At 44.8% G+C, this 21,213-nt stretch carries 20 protein-coding genes and 2 tRNA genes; 5 read left to right on the forward strand and 17 right to left on the reverse strand.

The window, feature by feature from the left end; translation table 11 throughout:
- Position 1: 1 nt before the first annotated feature.
- The 5 genes from MHM87_RS11780 to tatA are packed head-to-tail and all read right to left on the reverse strand — an operon-like array spanning position 2 to position 2,641.
- Positions 2-778 (reverse strand): TatD family hydrolase, encoded by a 777-nt coding sequence (locus tag MHM87_RS11780; protein ID WP_239259212.1) that lies wholly within the window; start codon positions 776-778, stop codon positions 2-4.
- Entirely contained in the window at positions 779-1,321 is a 543-nt protein-coding gene (locus MHM87_RS11785; RefSeq protein ID WP_014948089.1) for a hypothetical protein, read from the reverse strand.
- A 25-nt stretch (positions 1,322-1,346) separates the two neighbouring features.
- The gene (gene tatC, locus MHM87_RS11790; protein ID WP_014948088.1) at positions 1,347-2,102 is read right to left on the reverse strand and encodes a twin-arginine translocase subunit TatC; all 756 of its coding nucleotides are present in this window, start codon (positions 2,100-2,102) and stop codon (positions 1,347-1,349) included.
- Positions 2,103-2,402 (reverse strand): Sec-independent protein translocase protein TatB, encoded by a 300-nt coding sequence (gene tatB, locus MHM87_RS11795; RefSeq protein WP_014948087.1) that lies wholly within the window; start codon positions 2,400-2,402, stop codon positions 2,103-2,105.
- Positions 2,402-2,641 (reverse strand): Sec-independent protein translocase subunit TatA, encoded by a 240-nt coding sequence (tatA, locus tag MHM87_RS11800; RefSeq protein WP_239259214.1) that lies wholly within the window; start codon positions 2,639-2,641, stop codon positions 2,402-2,404. Before tatA ends, tatB begins: the two co-directional genes overlap by 1 nt.
- A gap of 183 nt (positions 2,642-2,824) precedes the next feature.
- Between tatA and MHM87_RS11805 the strand changes: the two genes are divergently transcribed.
- Positions 2,825-3,886: a hypothetical protein gene (locus MHM87_RS11805; protein ID WP_239259216.1), complete on the forward strand. Its 1,062-nt coding sequence runs from the start codon at positions 2,825-2,827 to the stop codon at positions 3,884-3,886.
- 70 nt (positions 3,887-3,956) lie between these two features.
- Here MHM87_RS11805 and ilvN read toward each other — a convergent pair whose 3' ends face one another.
- From ilvN to orn, 10 genes are all read right to left on the reverse strand, one after another.
- Positions 3,957-4,454, reverse strand: coding sequence for an acetolactate synthase small subunit (ilvN, locus tag MHM87_RS11810; RefSeq protein ID WP_118490430.1), 498 nt, complete (start codon positions 4,452-4,454; stop codon positions 3,957-3,959).
- A complete protein-coding gene (locus MHM87_RS11815) occupies positions 4,454-6,172 on the reverse strand; it encodes an acetolactate synthase 3 large subunit (RefSeq protein ID WP_014975512.1) in 1,719 nt (572 codons plus the stop codon). Before MHM87_RS11815 ends, ilvN begins: the two co-directional genes overlap by 1 nt.
- Before the next feature lie 273 nt (positions 6,173-6,445).
- Entirely contained in the window at positions 6,446-6,823 is a 378-nt protein-coding gene (locus MHM87_RS11820) for a DUF413 domain-containing protein (RefSeq protein WP_039225146.1), read from the reverse strand.
- 233 nt (positions 6,824-7,056) lie between these two features.
- Positions 7,057-7,518, reverse strand: a complete 462-nt coding sequence (locus MHM87_RS11825) for a hotdog fold domain-containing protein (RefSeq protein WP_187446944.1) — start codon at positions 7,516-7,518, stop codon at positions 7,057-7,059.
- A gap of 242 nt (positions 7,519-7,760) precedes the next feature.
- A complete protein-coding gene (locus MHM87_RS11830; protein WP_239259218.1) occupies positions 7,761-9,755 on the reverse strand; it encodes an alpha-amylase family protein in 1,995 nt (664 codons plus the stop codon).
- 104 nt (positions 9,756-9,859) lie between these two features.
- Positions 9,860-11,425 carry a sulfotransferase family protein gene (locus MHM87_RS11835; RefSeq protein ID WP_239259220.1) on the reverse strand — a complete coding sequence of 522 codons (1,566 nt, stop codon included), beginning with the start codon at positions 11,423-11,425 and terminating at the stop codon, positions 9,860-9,862.
- A gap of 93 nt (positions 11,426-11,518) precedes the next feature.
- Entirely contained in the window at positions 11,519-13,990 is a 2,472-nt protein-coding gene (locus MHM87_RS11840) for a TonB-dependent receptor (RefSeq protein ID WP_239259222.1), read from the reverse strand.
- 614 nt (positions 13,991-14,604) lie between these two features.
- Positions 14,605-14,680, reverse strand: a tRNA-Gly gene (locus MHM87_RS11845).
- A gap of 163 nt (positions 14,681-14,843) precedes the next feature.
- Positions 14,844-14,919, reverse strand: a tRNA-Gly gene (locus tag MHM87_RS11850).
- A 101-nt stretch (positions 14,920-15,020) separates the two neighbouring features.
- Positions 15,021-15,566 (reverse strand): oligoribonuclease, encoded by a 546-nt coding sequence (gene orn / locus MHM87_RS11855; RefSeq protein WP_014948078.1) that lies wholly within the window; start codon positions 15,564-15,566, stop codon positions 15,021-15,023.
- Between the two features lie 86 nt (positions 15,567-15,652).
- Here orn and rsgA point away from each other — a divergent pair, with 86 nt between their 5' ends.
- From rsgA to MHM87_RS11875, 4 genes are all read left to right on the forward strand, one after another.
- Positions 15,653-16,696, forward strand: a complete 1,044-nt coding sequence (gene rsgA, locus MHM87_RS11860; protein WP_239259224.1) for a small ribosomal subunit biogenesis GTPase RsgA — start codon at positions 15,653-15,655, stop codon at positions 16,694-16,696.
- 248 nt (positions 16,697-16,944) lie between these two features.
- Positions 16,945-17,892 (forward strand): archaetidylserine decarboxylase, encoded by a 948-nt coding sequence (gene asd, locus MHM87_RS11865; RefSeq protein WP_014948076.1) that lies wholly within the window; start codon positions 16,945-16,947, stop codon positions 17,890-17,892.
- A 3-nt stretch (positions 17,893-17,895) separates the two neighbouring features.
- Complete coding sequence (locus MHM87_RS11870) at positions 17,896-18,771, forward strand: DMT family transporter (protein ID WP_014948075.1); 876 nt, start codon at positions 17,896-17,898, stop codon at positions 18,769-18,771.
- A 32-nt stretch (positions 18,772-18,803) separates the two neighbouring features.
- Positions 18,804-19,496: a glycerophosphodiester phosphodiesterase gene (locus MHM87_RS11875; RefSeq protein ID WP_239259227.1), complete on the forward strand. Its 693-nt coding sequence runs from the start codon at positions 18,804-18,806 to the stop codon at positions 19,494-19,496.
- A gap of 122 nt (positions 19,497-19,618) precedes the next feature.
- On the opposite strand, the gene MHM87_RS11880 is transcribed toward MHM87_RS11875, so the two are convergent.
- Both MHM87_RS11880 and MHM87_RS11885 read right to left on the reverse strand, forming a co-directional pair.
- Entirely contained in the window at positions 19,619-20,047 is a 429-nt protein-coding gene (locus MHM87_RS11880) for a MerC domain-containing protein (protein WP_014948073.1), read from the reverse strand.
- Between the two features lie 156 nt (positions 20,048-20,203).
- A complete protein-coding gene (locus MHM87_RS11885; RefSeq protein WP_239259229.1) occupies positions 20,204-21,112 on the reverse strand; it encodes a divergent polysaccharide deacetylase family protein in 909 nt (302 codons plus the stop codon).
- Between the last annotated feature and the right edge of the window lie 101 nt (positions 21,113-21,213).

Here is a 21,213-nt window from a genome sequence, read left to right on the forward strand (position 1 = left end):
TTTAGCTGAGAGAAAACAACTCACAGCTATTAGCATAACTGCTAATACGTAATTTATCAGTCTCAACTTGCAGATATTCGCCTAATTGTTTAGCGATATGGGGTAGAAAAGCAGGTTCGTTATTACGTTTTCTCGGTCGAAGGGTTTTGGGAAACAGATAAGGCGCATCTGTTTCAAGAATAAGACGGTTTAAAGGTATAGACTTCACGGCTTCGCGTAGTGCTTCGCCTCGCTTCTCATCACATACCCAGCCAGTAATACCAATGTAAAGCCCCAGCGCAAGGTAGTGCTGAACCTGCTCTGCATTCCCAGTAAAACAGTGGGCAATACCACCTTTTATACGAGGCATATACTCGGTTAATAACGCGACTTGTTCGTCAAACGCATCCCTTTCATGTAGATACACGGGTAAGTCTAATGCAGCCGCAATGTCTAACTGGGCTTCGAACACTGCCAATTGAACGGGCTGTGGTGAGAAATTGCGATTAAAATCCAGACCACATTCACCAATTGCAACACACCCATTCTGTTGTGCAAGTTCGCGTAACCGCTTGTAATCACTTGGCGTGACATCTTTTGCATTGTGAGGATGGACACCGATAGTGTAACAGCATTGGGTTGGATACTTATTATATAGCGCTACTGCGGCGTCCCATTCACAGGGGTGCGTGGTGATAATGCAGAGTTTTTCTACCCCTGCATCTTTTGCTCGTTGTATAACTTCATCGGCGTCAAATCGCTTATCAAGCAAGTTGACGCCAGCATCAAACCAAGGCATTTATTTTACGCGTTTCACTTTCATGCGCTTGTTAAGCCCTTCTACACTTAAGAAAAATGCACCCAATAAGCCCCTTTCTACGGCTACCGACTGACCTTCCTTAAGCTTCATATAGGTTCCATCAGTTTGCTGCCATACAGAACCATCGCTGAAAGTTATAACATGCTTATCACGCACATTCTTCTTGATCGAAGCGATAGTGACCGCAATCTCAGAAGCTTCGTCAGACAAATCTCGCTTATGTTCAAGTCCAAAGTCATTCTTAGGTTCTGAGGCTTGAACTTGTCCCTGAGCGACAGGCGCTGGGCGAGGCTTCATCTGATTACCATTGTTGCTCTTGTAGGCCTGTAGTTGCTCAATCTGAGCGTCTGAACCTTCGTACTTGTTGAGTGATTTCGCGACGCTGTCATAGCACATAAGTCGCTTTAAACTATTATCCGTGTTGCGACATTTCTCCAATGCATCAGCAACTGTCTCAGCTTGTACATTAAACGCCCCAAACGCGCACAGAATAGTGGCAAGAGATAGCAGTCGGGTTTTCATTTTTATTCCTTTCTTTTTTTAACATCTATGTGTTGTCTGTTGTTTCAGTAGATGTATCGTCTTTTGGTGTTTTACCCGCGTAAAATCCTCCAACAATAACCCCTACTTCAAACAGCAACCACATTGGAATAGCTAATAATGTTTGAGAGATAACATCTGGCGGTGTTAGCAACATGCCAACCACGAATGCACCAACAACCACGTACGGGCGCTTGGCTCGTAAAGACTTAGCATCCGTTACCCCAGTCCAGCACATTAAGATAATGGCTATCGGTATCTCGAATGAGACCCCAAATGCAAAGAACAGTTTCAAGACGAAGTTCAAATAACTGGATATATCTGTACTTACCGTTACACCTTCAGGTGCTACGCTTGTAAAAAACGCGAACGCTATTGGAAATACCACAAAGTAGGCAAACGCCATTCCTGCGTAAAACAGCAGCGTACTGGAAAGTAGTAAAGGCGCTACCAGGCGCTTTTCATTTCTGTACAAACCCGGAGCCACAAACCCCCATACTTGATAGAGCACGTAGGGAATAGCAATAAAAAACGATAACACCAGTGTAAGTTTAAACGGAGCAAAGAAAGGTGATGCAACGTCGGTTGCAATCATGCTCGCATTTTCAGGTAAGGCTTCAAGCAATGGCATCGCCAATAGCTTATAAAGGTCTTGCGCAAACGCCGCAAGACAAATGAAGACGATAAGTACGCTCAAAAGGGCTTTGAGAATACGGCTACGCAATTCAATTAAATGAGAAATAAGGTTATTAGCGTCAGACATCTATTGCTTTTTATAAGGTTCTTGAACCGACTCTGCAGCTTTTTTTAGCTCATCGACGCTTTGTTCAAGTTCAGGTGAAAGATCTTTAAGCCCTTGCTGCTCTGCTTTTTTCAAATTTTCATGCAACTCGTGCACGCGCAACTGATGCTCAACTTCTTGCTTAAAGCCCGTTGCTACATTACGCACGCTACGAATTGTATTTATAGTTGAGCGCATGGCTCCCGGTAATCTTTCTGGCCCTAAAATAAGCAACGCCAGTACACCGATAACCAATAGCTCCCAAAAGCCGATATCGAACATTAGGATTTTTCTTTAACGTCGCTCTGCGTCTTAGTTGAAACAGGCTCTGCTGCTGACTTTTCTTCAACTCGCTTCTTTTGTTCAAAGTCTGCGTCTTTGTCTTCTTCGGTGACAGCTTTTTTGAAGCCTTTGATTGCGCCGCCTAAATCAGTACCTATACCTTTAAGACGCTTCGTACCAAATAAAAGCACCACAATAACCAGTATGATCAGCAACTGCCAAACACTAATACCACCCATAAAAATAATCTCCCTTACATCGATTGGCACAGTATGCCATTGCCTGCTGATGCTTTCACCTGAATATTTACTTCAATGAATAAAGATTGACGTTTTGGTTGGGACAATCCATGCTCTGTATATCCCCAATGCGAATGGTCGAAACATTCAACTATGCTAATTTTTACAAGGAGTTAGTGAGCAATGCTATGCCTTACCGTGGTCTATTGCCATTTATTGCTCGCTTTACCTGTTGCACCTGACTCAGCTGCTGACACGTTGAACTCCCCCGTAAATGCGACCAGTGTAGGTATAACCTATCGGGATATTGCTCGGCCAGAAAATACGCTTTCTAACCGCGCTAACTCGACAAAAGAAAGTACACGCTCCTTGCCTCCTTCAATACCTAATGAGCAATGGTTTGATATTTGGCAGCGTAGCTTCACCGACACCATGGACTTCACCGTAAAACAGCTTGATGGTTTGTTTGAAAGTTCAGATGAAATAGGTGCTTCAGGACAGAAGGAAGCCAGAGCCGAAGGCCGTGTTCAACTTGCATGGGAGCCAAGGAGTGGCATGCTCTCGGATACGGATTTGCGCTTCAGGGTAAGAGTTCGCCTACCGGCTTTAAAAGAACGCGTTGATTTACTATTAAGTGATAACGAAGACGAGACACAGAACAACACAATACGAGCCGCGAGGGATACCGGCAATAACAACCGCGATCGAACGACCATCGCGCTTCGCTTTCGTCCTGAGCAAGACTCTCACTACTCATTTAGAATTGGTGCTGGTCGCCGCGACCAACTATATGCGATGACCCGATACAGAGATGCTTTTGCCTTTTCTAAACAATGGGCCATGCTATACGACGCCGAACTTTACTATTACACCCGTGACCGTTTGGGTGCGGAGGTGGGCGTCGCTTTTCAATATGAAATCAATAAAAAGCACCTGATTCGACAAAATAATCGCTACTACTACCGCGACGATACCAACGACTGGCTATGGCGTCACGAGGTCCACCATTTGTTTTCGGTAGATCAACATAACGCCGTTATTCCTCACTTTATGGTGGAAGGACTTAGCCAACCCAACTTTCGCGTAGAAGAAGTCTATGGCGGGTTTAGGTGGCGTAACAACATGCTGCGCGATTGGCTATTCTTTGAGGTAGAGCCTTTCGTTTTATGGCTACGTGAAGAGGATTTTAAAACCTCATACGGCGTAGCCCTGCGCGTAGAAGCCTATTATGGGCGCGATACTTAGGGTAATTCCCTAGAATGAAAAAAGGCTGTCTACTGACAGCCTTTCGAAAAAACGCTTTGCGGGAAAAAATTTAGGGACGAAGTGCCCTATCACCTCGAGCAAGCCCACACACACCGGTGCGCGATGATTCGATAATTTCAGCACACTGCCCCATAGTCGCGGCAAATGCATCTAGCTTATCTGTGGTGCCCGTAATTTCAATGGTGTAGTTGTTTACGTTCACATCCACAATACGCGCACGGAAGATATCAGAATTCCGCTTCACTTCAGCACGTACCGACTCTGTGCGAGTCGCGACTTTAATCAGCATAAGTTCGCGTTCAATGTGCGTACCTTCAGTAAGGTCTACCACTTTTAGCACATCAATAAGCTTATTCACTTGCTTAGTAATTTGCTCTATGACTTTGTCGTCGCCGTGCGTGATAATCGTTAGACGCGAAAGGCTCGCGTCGTCGGTTGGTGCCACACACAGTGAATCGACGTTGTAACCACGTTGTGAGAATACACCAACGATACGAGATAGTGCGCCAGGGGCGTTTTCCATTAATACAGAGATAATACGTTTCATCAGGTTCGCTCCGTCTTGCTTAAGCGCATGTCATCCATTGCGCCAAACTTAATTTGCATTGGATATACGTGTTCGTTTTGGTCTACTGCTATGTCCATAAACACTAAGCGATCTGTGTAACTGAAACATTTCTCCATTGCTGCGTCTAGCTCGTCAAGCTTGTCTACTTTAATGCCCACATGTCCGTAAGCTTCTGCCAACTTCACAAAGTCAGGCATTGAATCCATGTAAGAGTGTGAGTGACGTCCTTTATAAATCATATCCTGCCACTGACGAACCATACCTAGGGCACGGTTATTTAATGAGATAATCTTGATAGGCAGGTTGTACTGCAAACAAGTAGATAGCTCTTGAATATTCATTTGAATACTGCCGTCACCCGTTACTACCACAGAGGTTGAACCTGGGTGCGCAAACTGCACACCCATTGCAGCCGGTAAACCAAAGCCCATGGTGCCAAGACCACCTGAGTTGATCCACTGACGCGGTTTATCATAAGGGTAATAAAGCGCGGCAAACATTTGGTGCTGACCTACGTCAGAACTTACGTAAGCTTTACCGTCTGTGTGTTTGTACAAGGCTTCGATAACGCGCTGAGGCTTAATTACCTCTTCGCCCTGTGCGTAGTTTAAGCACTGACGAGCGCGCCAGGTTTCAATTTGTTGCCACCAATCGGCCAGCTTTTCGCTTTGACCTGATAAGTCTTTCTTATTTACCTGACTTAAGATTTGATCAAGTACTTTATCTACCGAACCTACCACAGGAATATGCGCATTTACGGTTTTAGAAATCGATGCTGGGTCAATATCAACGTGAATAATATCCGCATGTGGGCAGAACTTATCAACGTTGTTGGTAACACGGTCATCAAAACGTGCGCCTAGTGCAATGATGCAGTCGGCATTATGCATGGTCTTGTTCGCTTCAAGCGTACCGTGCATACCTAGCATGCCGATAAATTGCTTGTGTGTACCCGGCATAGCACCAAGGCCCATTAGCGTACAAGTTACCGGTGCATTAAGCTTCTCGGCTAACTCAATAACCTTTGCAGACGCATCGCAAGCTACAGCTCCACCGCCTACATACAGTACGGGACGTTCTGCTTTAAGTAGCGACTCAACTGCCTTTTTGACCTGTTTAGGATGGCCTTTTTCAGTTGGGTTGTAAGAACGCATGGTCACGTCAGTTGGGAACACGTACGGGTGTTCTTCTGCTACGTTCACAATATCTTTTGGCAAATCTACTACCACCGGGCCAGGACGACCTGTGTTGGCAATATAATAAGCTTTAGCAATCGCTTCTGGGATATCAACCGCGCGCTTTACCAAAAAGCTGTGCTTAACGATAGGGCGTGAGCACCCCACCATGTCAGTTTCTTGGAATGCGTCTTCACCAATATGCTTCGACGGCACCTGTCCCGATAAAATAACCATCGGAATAGAGTCCATATATGCAGTAGCAATACCTGTAATAGTATTCGTAGCGCCTGGACCTGATGTGACGAGCACTGTGCCGGTTTTGCCAGTTGAACGTGCATAACCATCCGCCATGTGGGCGGCTGCCTGTTCATGACGTACGAGGACGTGTTTGACATCATCTTGCGCAAATAACGCATCATAAATGTCTAATACGGCACCACCTGGGTAACCGAACACGTGTGTCACTCCTACATCTTTTAGCGCTTCAACCACCATGGCTGCGCCCGACATCATTTTCACAGTGCTTTCTCCTGTAATGGGTTGGGGGGTTTGTCAGCGTACGTTGACGATGCCCCGACTATATCTAAGGTAATAGGAAGATAAAACACCAAATTGCGTAAAAGTGAGATATATATCCCAATATTCGCAATAATTAGGATAAATATTTCGACTTAAGTGTAATTTTGACAGAAAATAGGATATTTATTTACACGATTTTAACAGCGCAAACAATAAACATAGTTGCTTTAAGAGAGGCGCCTTTACACGTTTTAGATGCATAAAGGCATAAGCTTAATCATCGAGGTCGATATCAAGATCACTGTTATCGCTCATATCGTCGTCATCGTCAACATCTTGTTCAGCAGCACGCTTAGAGCCATAAATACTTGCTGTTTTTGGACGGTTTATTCTGGCTTGGTATTTCAACCACGCTTTCTCTTGCGGTGTTGCAGGGTCACGATGACCAAGAGCCGATTCCAAATAGGCTTGTTCTTCATCATTCTCTGGCGTAATTTTCCCGTCCACTAGTGCAGCGAACAAACTACCATGAGCCTGAAGCAGCTTACTTTCATTAATTGAAAAATCACCTGAACGGGCAAAGCCGTACGGGTAATTTTTCTTATCTATAAAGGGTTTTCTTGCGACTTGCTCTTTTGTGATTACAGACATCTTAACCTCTTCCACCGCTAATACCTGCGTTGTAAACACAGACAAAATTGCAACACCAACTGTTGAATGAAATAGACTACTGATATAGCGCCTTAATCGCTTTCAAGGTTATTCTTAGTCGGATTTTTATTTTCTGTCAAACAGAAAAGTAGCTGTAGTAAAAACTTAATATTGAATGTTTTAAAAGAGCATAAAAAAGGCCGCGAGCGCGGCCTTTTAATATAAGTGGGATATCAGCGTTTTTCACTTACCCAAACCGTAATAGTTCCGTCGACGACCACGGTGCCTTCAGCGTTATACGCCTTAACAGAAATAGGTAAATCACCTGGCTTCCATGCGTCAGCTGGCACTTCTGCTACACAACGAATATCTGAGTCTGCTTTCGCCGGATACTTTACTTCCATACCTTTTGGGATCCACCTAAGGTTTTTAGGTATGGATGCTTCACACATGAACCCCATGGCCATTTCCAGACCATTGCAAATAGCAATAACGTGAACCGTTCCAATGTGATTTTCTACCGCTTTACGTTTACTAATAAGTACTTCACAGTAGTTTGGTTTAATGTCTGAGATAAGTGGTGAAACGGTAGAGAAATAAGGTGCCCTGCGCGCTGAGTACCAGCTAAATAGCTTCTTGCCAAAGGGCAGCTTCATAAATTTATTATAGGTATTTAATATATAGTTCTTTGACATAGTGTCCACGCTAGCTTCAATTAAGCCTTACAAAAGTTCGCCTTTACACAACGTAGATTACGTGTGTCGCCAATCTGGTTTGACCAGTTACATGCCTATAAACATAATCGTTGTGTGAATGGGTTGCAACTTTCGAATAGCGGTAAACGCAAAAAGCAGCACACAGTGCTGCTTAACTATGTTTTTCTGCAGTGCAAGTAAGTAAGCGTTAATTACATGCCAATTTTTAGAAAAATGACCAACTAAAAATTCTGCATTGTATAGGCGCTATCACCAAAAACGAAACGATTTACCTTGCCACATTGGGCAAAGTGATTACCTGATGAGTAAGGTGTATTGGACTGGTTTACGTCAGCTTCCCACCCCTGACCGTTTTTGATAAATGCTTTAAGTTCAAACCAGCCGTTTACTGTTTTACTACAATCCATTTCAACGTCTAGCATCCAATGGTGTGGTCCCCAAACATTGAGTGGTTCAAGTCCAAAACCGTCAGACGCCACGGCTTTTGTCTCGCCCCACTGCGCAGGCCAGTTATTCGTTGTCCAATCCATTGCACTTCCTTCTGCTTCAGTACTTTGTGCAGACTCAATACCATACCAATCAAGGAAGTTATCGCCCTGCTTCCATGGCGAAGTTGTCGCATTGCGCAGGTTGTTGTGCCTTACAGGAATGGCACATAAATAATTACTATCTGTGCAGGTCGTACCGAACACTGATGCTGCATAGCCATGATCGATCCCACCGCGAACAAACATATCTTGTCCACTTTGGGTTTCTGCTTCAATAAAGATCACGGTGCGCTGCCAATCTGCACCAGTATTATCTGTTGGATTAACCCGGTTTTCATGATGAATAGCAAGAGCATCCCATGGTGCAAGGTCAACGTTAACCGTACCATCGGCATTTACTGTAACGGTTTCTCCAGTGCACGAGCTGCCATCAGCTCTGAGGTTACCTTTTAATACATTACAATAGGTGCCGGGTTGCATGCTTGAGGCGAGCGACGTGTATAGCACGCTGTCTTCTTTATTAATGGCAACAAATCCTTTATCTCCGCGGCCAAAGGCAATCTGGTTGTTGTTATTCGACCACCAATTAGTTAGCGAAAAATTTGATGCAGTAGCGTTTCTAAACGCCATGGCACCAGCTATGTATGACCAACGATGTTCACACTTCCAGTTATTGCCAAAGCACTCCAATGTGCCATTGTTATGAACGGGGACGTTTGGACCCCCCCTTTCAGTATCACCGCCAAAGTCGTAGCTCGACATTACCTTTGGATAACCATAGGGATAAGCAAGCATAAATACGTTGGCTAAATCGTACAGCCTGCCATCTTCAAACGTAATAACGTTACCGCCACCACCGTGGCCGCGCTGATTATCGTGATTGTCTATAAAAACCACAGCTTTCGAGCTAGGCATAAAGCCCCAACCTTCCCCAAAGTTGCTCAGCCATGCTAGCTTGCCATTACGGAAAGTGTTGCCTATTTCAACGCTATACTTGAACTCAGTAACCAAACCATTTCCAAAGTATTCGTTGGCACTAATTGCTTCACCGCCTTGGTCAATGACTTCTTGAAAAACCAGTGGTGTGTTATTCAAACGCGCGACAATGCTATTGATATCTCCACTTGGCATGTGTTTACTTGCATCAAACCGAAAGCCTGCAACACCTAAACTAATTAAGTCGTTTAAGTAATTTACGATGGTGTCCTGTACATAAGTGCTGTCAGTATCTAAATCAGCTAAACCCACTAACTCGCAGTGCTGCACTTCGTAACGATTGTTATAGTTACTGATGGCACATGTCGGGTGAAAGTCGTTCGGCGAGTAAATAGGATATTGTTTAGCTCCGAATGTGTTACCCGCCGTTCCCGTTCCACTTCCAGCTGCCATGTGGTTTATTACCGCATCAACGTAAACATCAACACCGGACGCTTTGCACCGTTGCACCATATCAGCAAACTGAGCTCTGTTACCTCCGCGACTGGTAAGCTCATAACTTACCGGTTGATAACGTGCCCACCATTGAGACACCGTAATGTGCTCGTTAGGCGGAGACACTTGTACCGCGGCATAACCCTCAGGTCCTAGAAATGTTTCACATTCAGTAGCGATATCTTCCCATTTCCATTCAAATAAATGTACAAAAGTAGTGGGAGAAGCAATGGCACTGGTACTTATTGACAACGTAGACGAAAGTGCCAAAGCGGCAGCAGTAGAAGAGATTTTCATGGGTGTGTTCCTGTTTATTTTGTGAACACTAAGCAAATCAGGTGTTTCAAATTTGTTAAATATGCATACGTATGTAAGAACAAATGAATACGTATGCAGTGCCTTTATTGCGAAATCACTGCCTTAAGTACATCCAATTGCGGTTCATATCGTTTCCAGCGTCCAATAGACTTTGTATTAATTGGCTCTCGAACCTGCACTTTACTGGCGGTCGAAACAGGGAGCGTATTGTTTTCAACTTGTAGACAGTGCGCTTCCCAAGGCAAGTTACAGAATGCTAATAGATCTTTGACTTCAGCTTGCGGATTCTGAGCAAGTTGCTCGTATGATTGCAGTCGAATAGCATTGGGATAAGTGTCAGCAAATTTTCTCACCCATTGTTCGAAGCTTTGATAAAGCTGTCCAATCACCTCAAGGTCGTAAGCGTAAGCGTAGTAAGGGCTGTGAATAGAAAACAATTGTCTGAAGTTGCCTACGCAGGTATCCATGGGGTTACGCAGCAAACAAACAATCTTTGCATTAGGCAGTGCCTGTCGAATTAGGTCGATATAAAAAAAGTTAAATGGCAGTTTGTCGACTAAGTGCTTTGCCTCTTGTCGCAAGAAAGCCGTACGCTGAAGATAAAGCTCTCCAACTTTGGCTAAGTCACTTTTATACGCACTTTCAATGGTAGGCGTATCAAGCACCAGTTGGCTGCTAGTTCGGGTTACCTGCTTAACGGCAACGCCAAAGTCTTGTAGCTCTCCTCCAGAGGCAACTAACGAATGATGACTTAAAATACGCTCAACCAGTGTTGTGCCGCTGCGCGGCATACCCACCACAAATATTGGGGCGTCGCTGTGAGAAACATTAGTGGAAAAAGAGTTCAAGCTTACCTGTGATTGCAAATTAGCATGAAGAGTATTGAATATTGCCTGATAATCTTTGAGCGCATTTTCGCTACGTGCCTTCTGGGGCGCTTTCGCGTGCTGCAGGGATTCAAAAGCACGAGTGTAATCACCTAGTGCTTCGTACTCTTTCGCGAGTGCATGCCCTATATGAAGACGTGCATCGGGGTTTGCCTTTACTTTTTCCACTAAGGGCTCAAGTCGCGCTAAATGATTATTTTCACGCGAAATGCCGCCGAGATCAGACAGGGCAAAATGCGCCTGAAAGAAATTAGGCTCGTTATCGATGGCTTGTTCAAAATGCTTTCTGGCTAGCTCAAATTTTCCCGCAAACTTGCAGCTGACTGCATAGTTGTAGTGGTATTGCGGATTTGATGGCGCCAAAGCAAGGGCCTTTTCAAAATAGGCGATAGCATCCTCATGTAGGCCTACTCTCGATAATGAAACGCCAACCGTATCTAAGTCGAGAGCACGGGTAAGGCTCTTTACTGGCGAACGAGCCACACACTCTAGCGCTTGCTGCATGTCGCCTTTTAACGCAAAGCATTTGGCCAGATAGGCAAAGGTAATTGAACGGTTTTCTATTTCGTTAGACTTAGTTAACAAGGCAATCGCCTTTTCTATCTGTCCGATTTCAACATGAATAATGCCAAGTAAAAAATAGGCGTGAGCATGCGGCCCGAATTGTTGAATCACTTCTACACAACAGCGGTGTGCTTGCTGATAATCACGTTGTGATAAAAACCTTACGGCGTCGTCTAAGCGAGTGTTACTTGTATTCATTTTTATCTTTTTTCAAAACCGTTTTAATACGAAAAAGGCGCTTACACGTTAAGCGTAAGCGCCTTTTTATTGTATCTTATAGCGATAACTATACTACATGCCGAATTGATACTTAAACATCAATCCCACAGTACGCGGTGTTAGCACATAATGGCCATAGTTTCGCTGTAACTCGATGCCATTTGGCTCTAGGGTTTCGTTAAACTGACCTAAACCAATATCGCCTACGTTACGACGAGTTGAAGTAAACGCATACTTATCGAATAAGTTGTCGATGTAGAGGGTTACCGACCAATCTTCATCTGAAATTGTCGCGTTCAAATTACTTACTGCGTAGCCAGGCAGCGCCTCACCATCTTGACGAAGGCCAACCGTGGTATACACATCGCTTTGCGCAGTGATACCGTAGTTCACATTCAACATTTTATCGTCAAATACTTCTTGGCTGTATGTGATACCGAATGAGAACTGATGCTCTGCAGTTCCCGGTAAACGGTCACCATCTTTACCATCGTAAAAGTCTTGAAGCTCTGTGCGTTGCTCATCAAACACACCAAATAAGAATGGTGCGTCTGCAGTTAACTCAGCTTGTGTGTAGGCGTATGTTGCATAAGTCGTGATATTGTCGCCAATAATGCCGCGAACCGAGAATTCCGCTCCCTTCGACTCCGCACCTTCAGCATTAACGATAATCGGCTGCTGACCATTGATTGTGGCACCCGACACCTGAGGGTCTTGCCAGTCAACGTAGAATAGCGCCGTATTCAGCTGAAGTTTGTTTCTGAAGAAACTGGTTTTAACGCCTAGCTCATAGTTAGTTGTGGTATCCGCCTCAAAGAGTTGTTCTTCAGGAGTAGCACAAACAATTTGGTTATTCAGATCATCGACATTATCTGGGCAAGCACCAACGCTGTTCGCCCCACCAATTCTGAAGCCTTCACTGATGGTCAAATAACCCATTGTGCTGTTCGTAAACTGATAGCTAGTGTTGAATTTGAATAATGTGCCGCTATCGTCAGCTTCTGTCTCACCATAATCTAGTACGATAGAGTCAGACGCTCTGCTTTCAAATACTGAGTTGTAAAGCGGTAAGTCGACAGCCGAACGTGAATGCACATCATATTGGTATGCACGTAAACCTAATGTAACGTCCCAGTCGCTTGTTAGTTCGTAAGTAAGTTCTCCGAATAACGCTTTTTCAGTAACCTCGCTTTCGTCAACTGAGAAGTATTCAAGTGCATCTGGACGATAGTTACCGTCTACACCCCACACGTCAATGGCGTAAGCATCGAAGTTAGGTGTAAATTCTTTACTGCTGCCTTCACTGTCTAAGTCGTAATAAAAGCCGCCAATGATCCATGATAGAGGCCCACTGGTTTGAGAAACTAAGCGCAGTTCTTGCGTAAAAACTTCCCGTTCTTCCACTTCTTCCGTGTACGCCGAGAATGCTGGAAATTCTTCATAGCTGTAGTCTAAACGAATTAAAAGATCAGTTTGGTCACGTTGGCCGTTCGCGTCAAAGTTAGATAGACCGGTTGCAGATACTAATTCTGCAAAGCCCAGGTCAGCACTTACTTCTAAGCTTAATAGCTCGTCTTCTTTTTCACGCGGCTCTTCGTAGCGATAGGCTGATTCGTACTTGCCGATAACATCGCTTAAAGGATTTTCGTCCGAAAGCGCGTCGTAATGTGTGATAGAGCGACCTTCAACGTCCTGCTTTTGGTAAAAGTAAGTCAATGTGCTGTCAAACCAGTCGTTCGGCGCCCAGCGTACTGCAATACGGCCTGTTAGCGTATCTTCACCGTTAGCATCTTCAACACGACGTAGGTTGCTATTCACCTCTTCTTCATTAGACCAGTCTGGGTCTGGCAGTGACACACCGCCCTCTTTTACCACATAGTTGTAGTCAAGGAAGCCTGGGTTATTGAAATAGTTCAATGACGCGCGTACGGCTAATTCACCATCAATAATAGGTGCGTTGAAGACAATACTGCTTTCTCCACCTAGTGAATCGCTCTCGCTAATGCTGAACACATCACCCGTTACTTCCCCAGACATAAACTCTAAATCGACTTTCTTAGGAAGATAACGAATAGCACCGCCCAAGGTTCCTGCTCCGTAAAGCGTACCCTGCGGACCAATAAGAACTTCAACGCGATCTACGTCTACAAGACGCATATTCAGGAAAAGAGGGATATCACCAAAGTAGGTGGCTACCGTGCCGCCATTTGAACCAGGGCCTGATGAATTAGTATTTAGACCACGTACGATAATTGGAGAGTCGTTTCGTCCACCTTGATCTGTCACCGTAAGACCAGGTACCCAACGCGCTACGCCGTCAAGATCTTCAATATTCTGTTGGTCTAAAACGTCAGAGGTTAGCGCTGAGATATTAATAGGCACTTCTTGTAGGGTACCGCTTCTGCGCGTTGCGGTTACTTCTACTTTTTCAATTTGTTTTTCGTCTACTGTAACCGTTTGGGCATATACGCTTGGGATTGAGCAAGCGGCTAACACGGCGCCTGCTACAGCGGAAATATGGAAAGGAGCACTCTTACTATGCATGTTCTCTCTCTTAAAATGGACATTGCTAAAAACCACTAGCCCATTCCATAGGAAAAAACAGAGTCCTTCTAATTAAGCGTTTTAGCGTGAATTGGGTAAAAATGTGTACCGGCTCGTTCTTTGTAGCGTTCTTATTATTATTCATTGCTACTCAGTCAAAAGGGCCTAGAACCCAAGACTCAGCAGAATACGTGCCGGTATTTGCGCGCATTCTAATATAAAAAACGTCAAAAGCCAGAGCAAAACAGGGTATTTATTCATTTAAAGTGCAAATAATCCCACAACACGTTGCGCATTGGGGCGGCCGCACTTTATGAGAGCTCATAAAATAATTACTTTTAACTGAAATATCATAGCCTTATAGAAATAGGCACATAACTATATTAAAGTCGCACGACTTTGGTGCGTGAAAAATCGAATTTATACCCAGAATCAGTGCAGGGTTTTGTGGGAAAGGAAAGCTTAGAGGAACACCGTTCGGTGCAAGTGAGTTTGAAGCGGGAAACAGATTTGTTCTCGTTGTGAAGCAATGGCCGACACTCGGTCGCGGGCCCATAAAGGGGGCGCATAGATTCAACATCACTGGCTGTTATAAAAGTAGGAGTATAAAAATTTGGAGCGGGAAACGAGATTCGAACTCGCGACCCCGACCTTGGCAAGGTCGTGCTCTACCAACTGAGCTATTCCCGCATAGAGTCGATGCTGTGCATCTTATGGGCAATCTAGAGACCTAGATTAAAATTTGGAGCGGGAAACGAGATTTGCCAACTGGCCGACACTCGGTCGCGGGCCCACTAGGGGTCGCGCTTTTCACGCCCACTGAAAGTAAAGTTTACTATCAGCTTTTAAAATTTGGAGCGGGAAACGAGATTCGAACTCGCGACCCCGACCTTGGCAAGGTCGTGCTCTACCAACTGAGCTATTCCCGCAACAAAAGAGGTACTTCGTTTGAAGTGGTGCGCATTTTACAAAAATTTTGGGGTAACGCAACCTTTAATTCTACTTTTTTTGCACCTCAATGTTTGAATGCTTAAATCGTAAACACTTTCTCACGATAATAACGCATTTCTTCAATAGACTCGCGAATATCATCTAACGCCAGGTGTACGCCTTTCTTTTCGAAACCATCTAAAATTTCAGGCTTCCAGCGGCGCGTCAGCTCTTTTATTGTACTTACGTCAATATTTCTGTAGTGGAAGTAAGCTTCAAGTTCGGGCATGTACTTAACCATGAAGCGTCTGTCTTGCCCAATGGTGTTTCCACACAGAGGTGACTTGCCTGCATCTACCCATTGCTCTAAAAAGGCAATGGTCTGCGCCGATGCTTCTTCTACGCTTATCTTACTTTCTCGGCAGCGCGCGGTTAGCCCACTTTCTCCATGAACTCGTGTACACCACTCGTCCATATTGTTTAGCACGTCATCACTTTGATGTACCGCTATTACGGGGCCTTCAGCCAATATGTTTAGTTGTGCATCGGTAACAATGGTCGCAATTTCCATTACTACACAGGTTTCAGGATCTAACCCTGTCATTTCCATGTCTATCCAAACAAGGTTACTGTCGTGTTTACTCATTACTTTCCTCTTTGCGCTACAGACATGGCAACCATGCCCTACAAACGGTATTATTGACATAGTATACGTGAAACTAGAAAAGAATCGTGGCGAAAAAACCAAAACTTACACAACGACAGAAACGACAAGTTGCAGCAAATAGAAGCAAGCGCTTGCGTGAAAAGCACGCATCAAAGGGCGCGGCGAACCTTGATGAAAGCACGCTAGAAAGCGGTACGGTAATTGGTCGCTTTGGTAAACACGCCGACGTTGAAGACACAAACGGCGCAGTATCTCGCTGCCACATTCGCCGCACGGTAGACTCTGTAGTGTGTGGTGACAAGGTGTTTTTCAGTAAAGGGGGTGACGCTGAGTCAGGTGTAAGTGGGGTTATTGAAATTGTAAAAGACAGGCACTCCGTCCTGACTCGCCCAGATTATTACGACGGTATTAAACCCATTGCCGCGAATATCGACCGTATTATAGTGGTTAGCGCCATATTACCTACCCTTTCACTGAATATTATCGACCGTTATCTCGTTGCCTGTGAAGACATAGGCATCACGCCGCTGATTGTCCTTAATAAAGTAGAATTGCTCAGTGAAGAGGAACGCACAACCGTTACAGAGCAGCTTAAGACGTACGAAAACTTAGGCTACGAAGTGCTTTTCACCAGTTGCAAAACCGGTGAAGGCATTAGCAAACTCAATGAATACCTTAACGATAACATCAGCGTTTTCGTAGGGCAGTCCGGCGTAGGTAAATCGAGCCTTATAAACCAAGTTCTGCCAGACGCCGATGAATTAACCGGCGATATTTCAGATAACTCGGGGCTAGGTCAACATACAACGACGGCGGCCAAATTGCTTCACTTGCCAGCCGGCGGTGATTTAATTGACTCTCCAGGAGTACGTGAATTTGGCTTGTGGCACATTCCTACCGAACGTATCACATGGGGCTTTATTGAGTTCAGAGATTATTTGGGCGGCTGCAAATTCAGAGACTGCAAGCACTTAAATGATCCGGGGTGCTTACTAAGAGAAGCTGTAGAAGAAGGAAAAATTAGCGCAGAACGCTTCGACAGCTACCATAGAATATTAACCACCATGGAAGAGCAGCGCCCTAGTCACAGCCAGCCTCCCGGGGCATAACAACTGCCACTAGGTTTCAACCTCACTGGAGCGCTAAACTCGTTGGAGCGACCGAAGAAGTACACGCACTGCTTACGTGTAATAGCTGTCTCTTAGTCGGCGATTTATTCTTTTGGTGTGAACCACGTGCTTATGCTTTTGTGTAAGCACTCATAACCCTAAAGTTGCTCTTAATACCACGACTTACGATACAATAACGCTATCTATGCAATGCGTTATTGCTTGCATAAAAGAAACGGAGATATTTTGTGTTAGATTGGCTTAAAGTTAATTTACAATACGTTACACCAAAGCACCTGCTTTCACGCCTTGTAGGCAAACTTGCAGAAGCAGAAATGGGTAGTGTTACGACATTTTTCATCAAGGCGTTTATTAAACAATACAATGTTGATATGTCAGAAGCGCTGCATGAGGAACCAGAGCATTATAGAAGCTTTAATAAGTTCTTCACACGCCCGCTTAAACCTGAAGCGCGCACCATTGATGAAAACGATGACGTACTTATCCATGCTGTTGACGGTACGGTAAGTCAGTTTGGGGATATTCATAGCGACAGCATTTTTCAGGCGAAAGGCCATGACTTTAGCCTAACTACATTATTAGGTGGCAAGCCTGACGTAGCTGCGCCATTTAAAAATGGTAAGTTTGCTACCATTTACCTTGCCCCTCGTGATTATCACAGAATTCACATGCCTGTTGAGGGCACACTTACTGATATGCTGTATGTGCCGGGCGAACTTTTTTCGGTAAATCCTCTTACAGCACAAAATATTCCAGGTCTGTTTGCACGAAATGAACGCGTTGTCGCGCTGTTCGACACGCCTGTAGGCAAAATGGCGATGGTGCTTGTGGGCGCTACCATAGTGGCAAGTATTGAGACAGTTTGGGCTGGCACGGTTACGCCACCTGCGGGTAAAAATGTTCAGCACTGGTCATATGAAAAAGACAGTGAAGCAGCAGTTTTCCTTGAAAAAGGTGCCGAGCTAGGCCGCTTTAAGCTAGGTTCGACCATTGTGGTGTGTTTCGAAAAAGACATGATTGATTTTGAAGACCTCGCCCCTGGTATGGTTACACGCCTTGGTGAGCCTATGGCGCTTAAATCAACCGCACAGGCTACGGCTAAAGATACGCACGTTAGCGATGAATCAGCCAGTGACGAAAAGAGCGAGGCTTCGTCAGAGGGCGCTGACAGCTAATTTATGGATGCTGTTAAAAAAAGCCTGATCTCACTTCATTTCACGGTAATTTTACTTGGTGGTACAGCCCTTTTCTCTCGGCTTGTACCACTTAGCGCCAGTGATATCACTCTTGTTCGTTCAGTATTTGCCTGCATAGCGTTGTTTGCCTTTTTGAAATTGGCGAAGAACAAAATAAAGCTGAATTCAAAAAAAGACTACGGCGTTGCCCTCGGTTTAGGCGTGCTTATGGCACTGCACTGGGTCACCTATTTTGCCGCCATGCAATATGCTGGGGTGTCTGTTGGCATGATTGCCCTTTTTACCTTTCCTGTAATCACGGTACTTATCGAGCCTTTCTTTGAGCGGGTAAGGCTGGTCTGGCAGGATATCGTATCTACCGTTACGGTGGTCGTTGGCGTTTATTTAATAGTGCCAGAGACATCACTGGAAAATGACATTACCCTTGGCGTTCTTATCGGTATTGCTTCTGCCATATTGTATTCGTTTAGAAACCTTATTCATCGTAAGCACTTTAAGCACTACAGCGGTGCGCAAGCCATGGCGTGGCAGACCTTGGTTATCAGCATTCTAATGTTGCCGGTAGGCAGTGCAGCAATAACCTCAGCGTCTACTAGTTCTTGGCTAATGCTATTGCTTTTAGGTACCGTATTTACTGCGCTTCCTCATGCACTTATTGCTGCGAGCCTACGTCACCTTAGGGCAAAAACGTTTTCGCTCATAGCCTGCATGCAGCCTCTTTATGGCGTTTTCCTTGCTATTATTCTGCTTAACGAAAAACCTGGTTTAAGTGCGTTGTTAGGTGGAATTCTTATTACGTCAGCATCAGTTTATGAAACACTCAACACGCATAAGTTGCATAATGCAAAAGATGATTAAGCCGTGTTGTGATCTTTAAGGATGAAATGTCGATGCTAATTTTAGCCCACCGAGGTGCCAGTAAAGCAGCCCCAGAAAATACAGTAAAGGCATTTAAACTGGCTTTCGAACAACGTGCCGATGGCATTGAGTTTGATACCTATCAGCACGACAGCGGTATCATTGTATTTCACGATAGAACCCTTTCTCGCAGAGCACGGGAACCCGGCTATTTACTTGACGTACCGTGGCAATCCCTTAGAGAAATGAACATAGGTGATGGAGAGCGCATACCGACCCTGACCGAAACGCTGAATTGTGTGCCAAAAGATAAGTGGTGCAATATTGAGATAAAGCACCTGCACGACGTAGACAGCTGGGTAAAGAACGTTAAAGCGGCGGTACAGCAAAGCGGTATTAATGCTGATAAGCTACTTATCTCTTCTTTTAACCATCACTGGCTTCAAGCTATTGCGCTTAAGTGGCCCGAAGTGAAGATCGGCGCCTTATCTGCAAGCTACGAGCTTGACTGTACGGCGAGCGCCCGGGCTCTGAACGCTTATTCCGTAAACATTGCATTAGACGCCGTTGATAAGCAGTTTGTGCAAACGGCGCAGCAAGACGGATTTGACGTATTCGTTTATACCGTAGATGAGCCGAGAGACATGCTTATGCTTAAAGAGTGGGGAGTGACGGGCATATTCACTAACGTGCCCGATGTAGCGCTTAGTGTGTTGTCGCATTAACCCCTACTTTTTCAATGCGAAAAGTCTGTAGAACGCGTATCTGATACATACTCACACTATAAAAAAACGAGCCATTGGCTCGTTTTTTTTGGAATGCTTTTCTTGAAATGCAGCTTGGTCGACTACTTAAATTCAGTTGAAAGGTGGTCTGAAAACACCGTATTCTTGCAGCACTTACATTGTCTACACAATCTCATATTCACCCAGTGGCCGGCTACAATTAGTGCTGCACCTATCGCGATGGTAAAGGGTTCGTAGTGATGCCCAAAAATATCTTTGTGCCAATAAATGGCTCCACCCGTAAACAGCAGTGCCAGCGGGTAGTATTTGCCATGATAGCGAATCGCACCGCTAACCAAGGCGACTGCACCTACAATTAACGAAAAGGTTAATATTGTTCTCTCAAACCACACTTGTGCAAAAAAGCTAGAACCGATCAGCGGCAGCAGAGGCACCAAAACAGGTAGCGCGAGGCAATGCAACGCACACAAGCTCGACACCCAGATGCCAAGTTTGTCTAGTTTTGTTGGATTCTCGTCAATTGGAGTCATTACCCTAATTACCACCGTGAAAAAATGAGTTCGCGAACTATTCGCCAGAGACGTTATATTATAACAGACTCACAGAAATGAGAAACGTATCCACATTAAATTTTGATCTTAACGAGATGAAAATGAACTAACTACGTATAAAATGGGGAAAAAAAGCTATTCGTTTGGCGCTGTACCTAAGCGCTCAGCAACGCCTTTTTCTGCGGAGCTGTGCATTAGCCCACTGCTGTGTAAGGCATTTTCTTCGGTCATGCTTACCTTGCTATCCTTCACATCGGCGTTATTGAGCGAAGCCGTTTGATCGCGCTCTTTACCAAACTGCTTGGCCACTTTCGGCGCATGTGAAAAATAGTCGGTTACTGAGGTAAGGGTTAAACCTTCTTTTTCAAGTGAGGGTAAATGAGTTTTCAAGAAATCGACGGTTTCTGGGTGGGGATGACCAATCACCACAACGTGACCATTCTTTTTAGCAATACGTTTCATGTGGTTGAACTGCTTAAGTAAGAATGCAGGCTCAAGCTTATGGTCCAGAAACACCTGTCTGCTTGCGCTAGGCACACCTAACCGCTGCGCAATTTCTTCACCTTTTGTGAGTACCGAGGTTCGGCTATCCACAAAAAATAAGCCTTGCCGCTTCACCTCTTTTAAGAGTGCTTCCATTCCTTTTTGCTGACCCGTGAACGCACTTCCCATATGATTATTCACACCAACCGCGTTCGGCACGCTCTTCATTGCCTTTCGCAAATTGTAAGTAATGGCACCTGCGAACATGTCAGTGGTTAACCCAAGGGGCCCCATGTCCTTTCCACTTTGCGCCTGCATAGGCATATGCAGCATAACGGCCCTGCCTTCTTGCTCAGCGCGGAGCGCAATTTCAGAAGCCAGCGGCGTTTGCGGAAGTATAGAAAAGGTAATTTCTTTAGGGAGAGAAAAAGCAGCGACATCGGACGGCCTGTATCCCAGGTCATCTAATATTATAATTATGTCTGACTTTGCTTTTACTTGAAGGCTAGTTAGCCCGCATAAAACAAAGATTATACAAGGCATTAGCAGACGCAAAAGCATCTAAGTCACATCCGTTTTTCATCATTATTATTAAGCGCACACTACACAATGCTGTGTTTTTTCTAGAATACCAACAACTGATTCAGTTTCAACTTAGTTTC

The organism is Alteromonas sp. Cnat3-28 (assembly GCF_022348265.1).
Classification (GTDB): Bacteria; Pseudomonadota; Gammaproteobacteria; order Enterobacterales; family Alteromonadaceae; genus Alteromonas; species Alteromonas macleodii.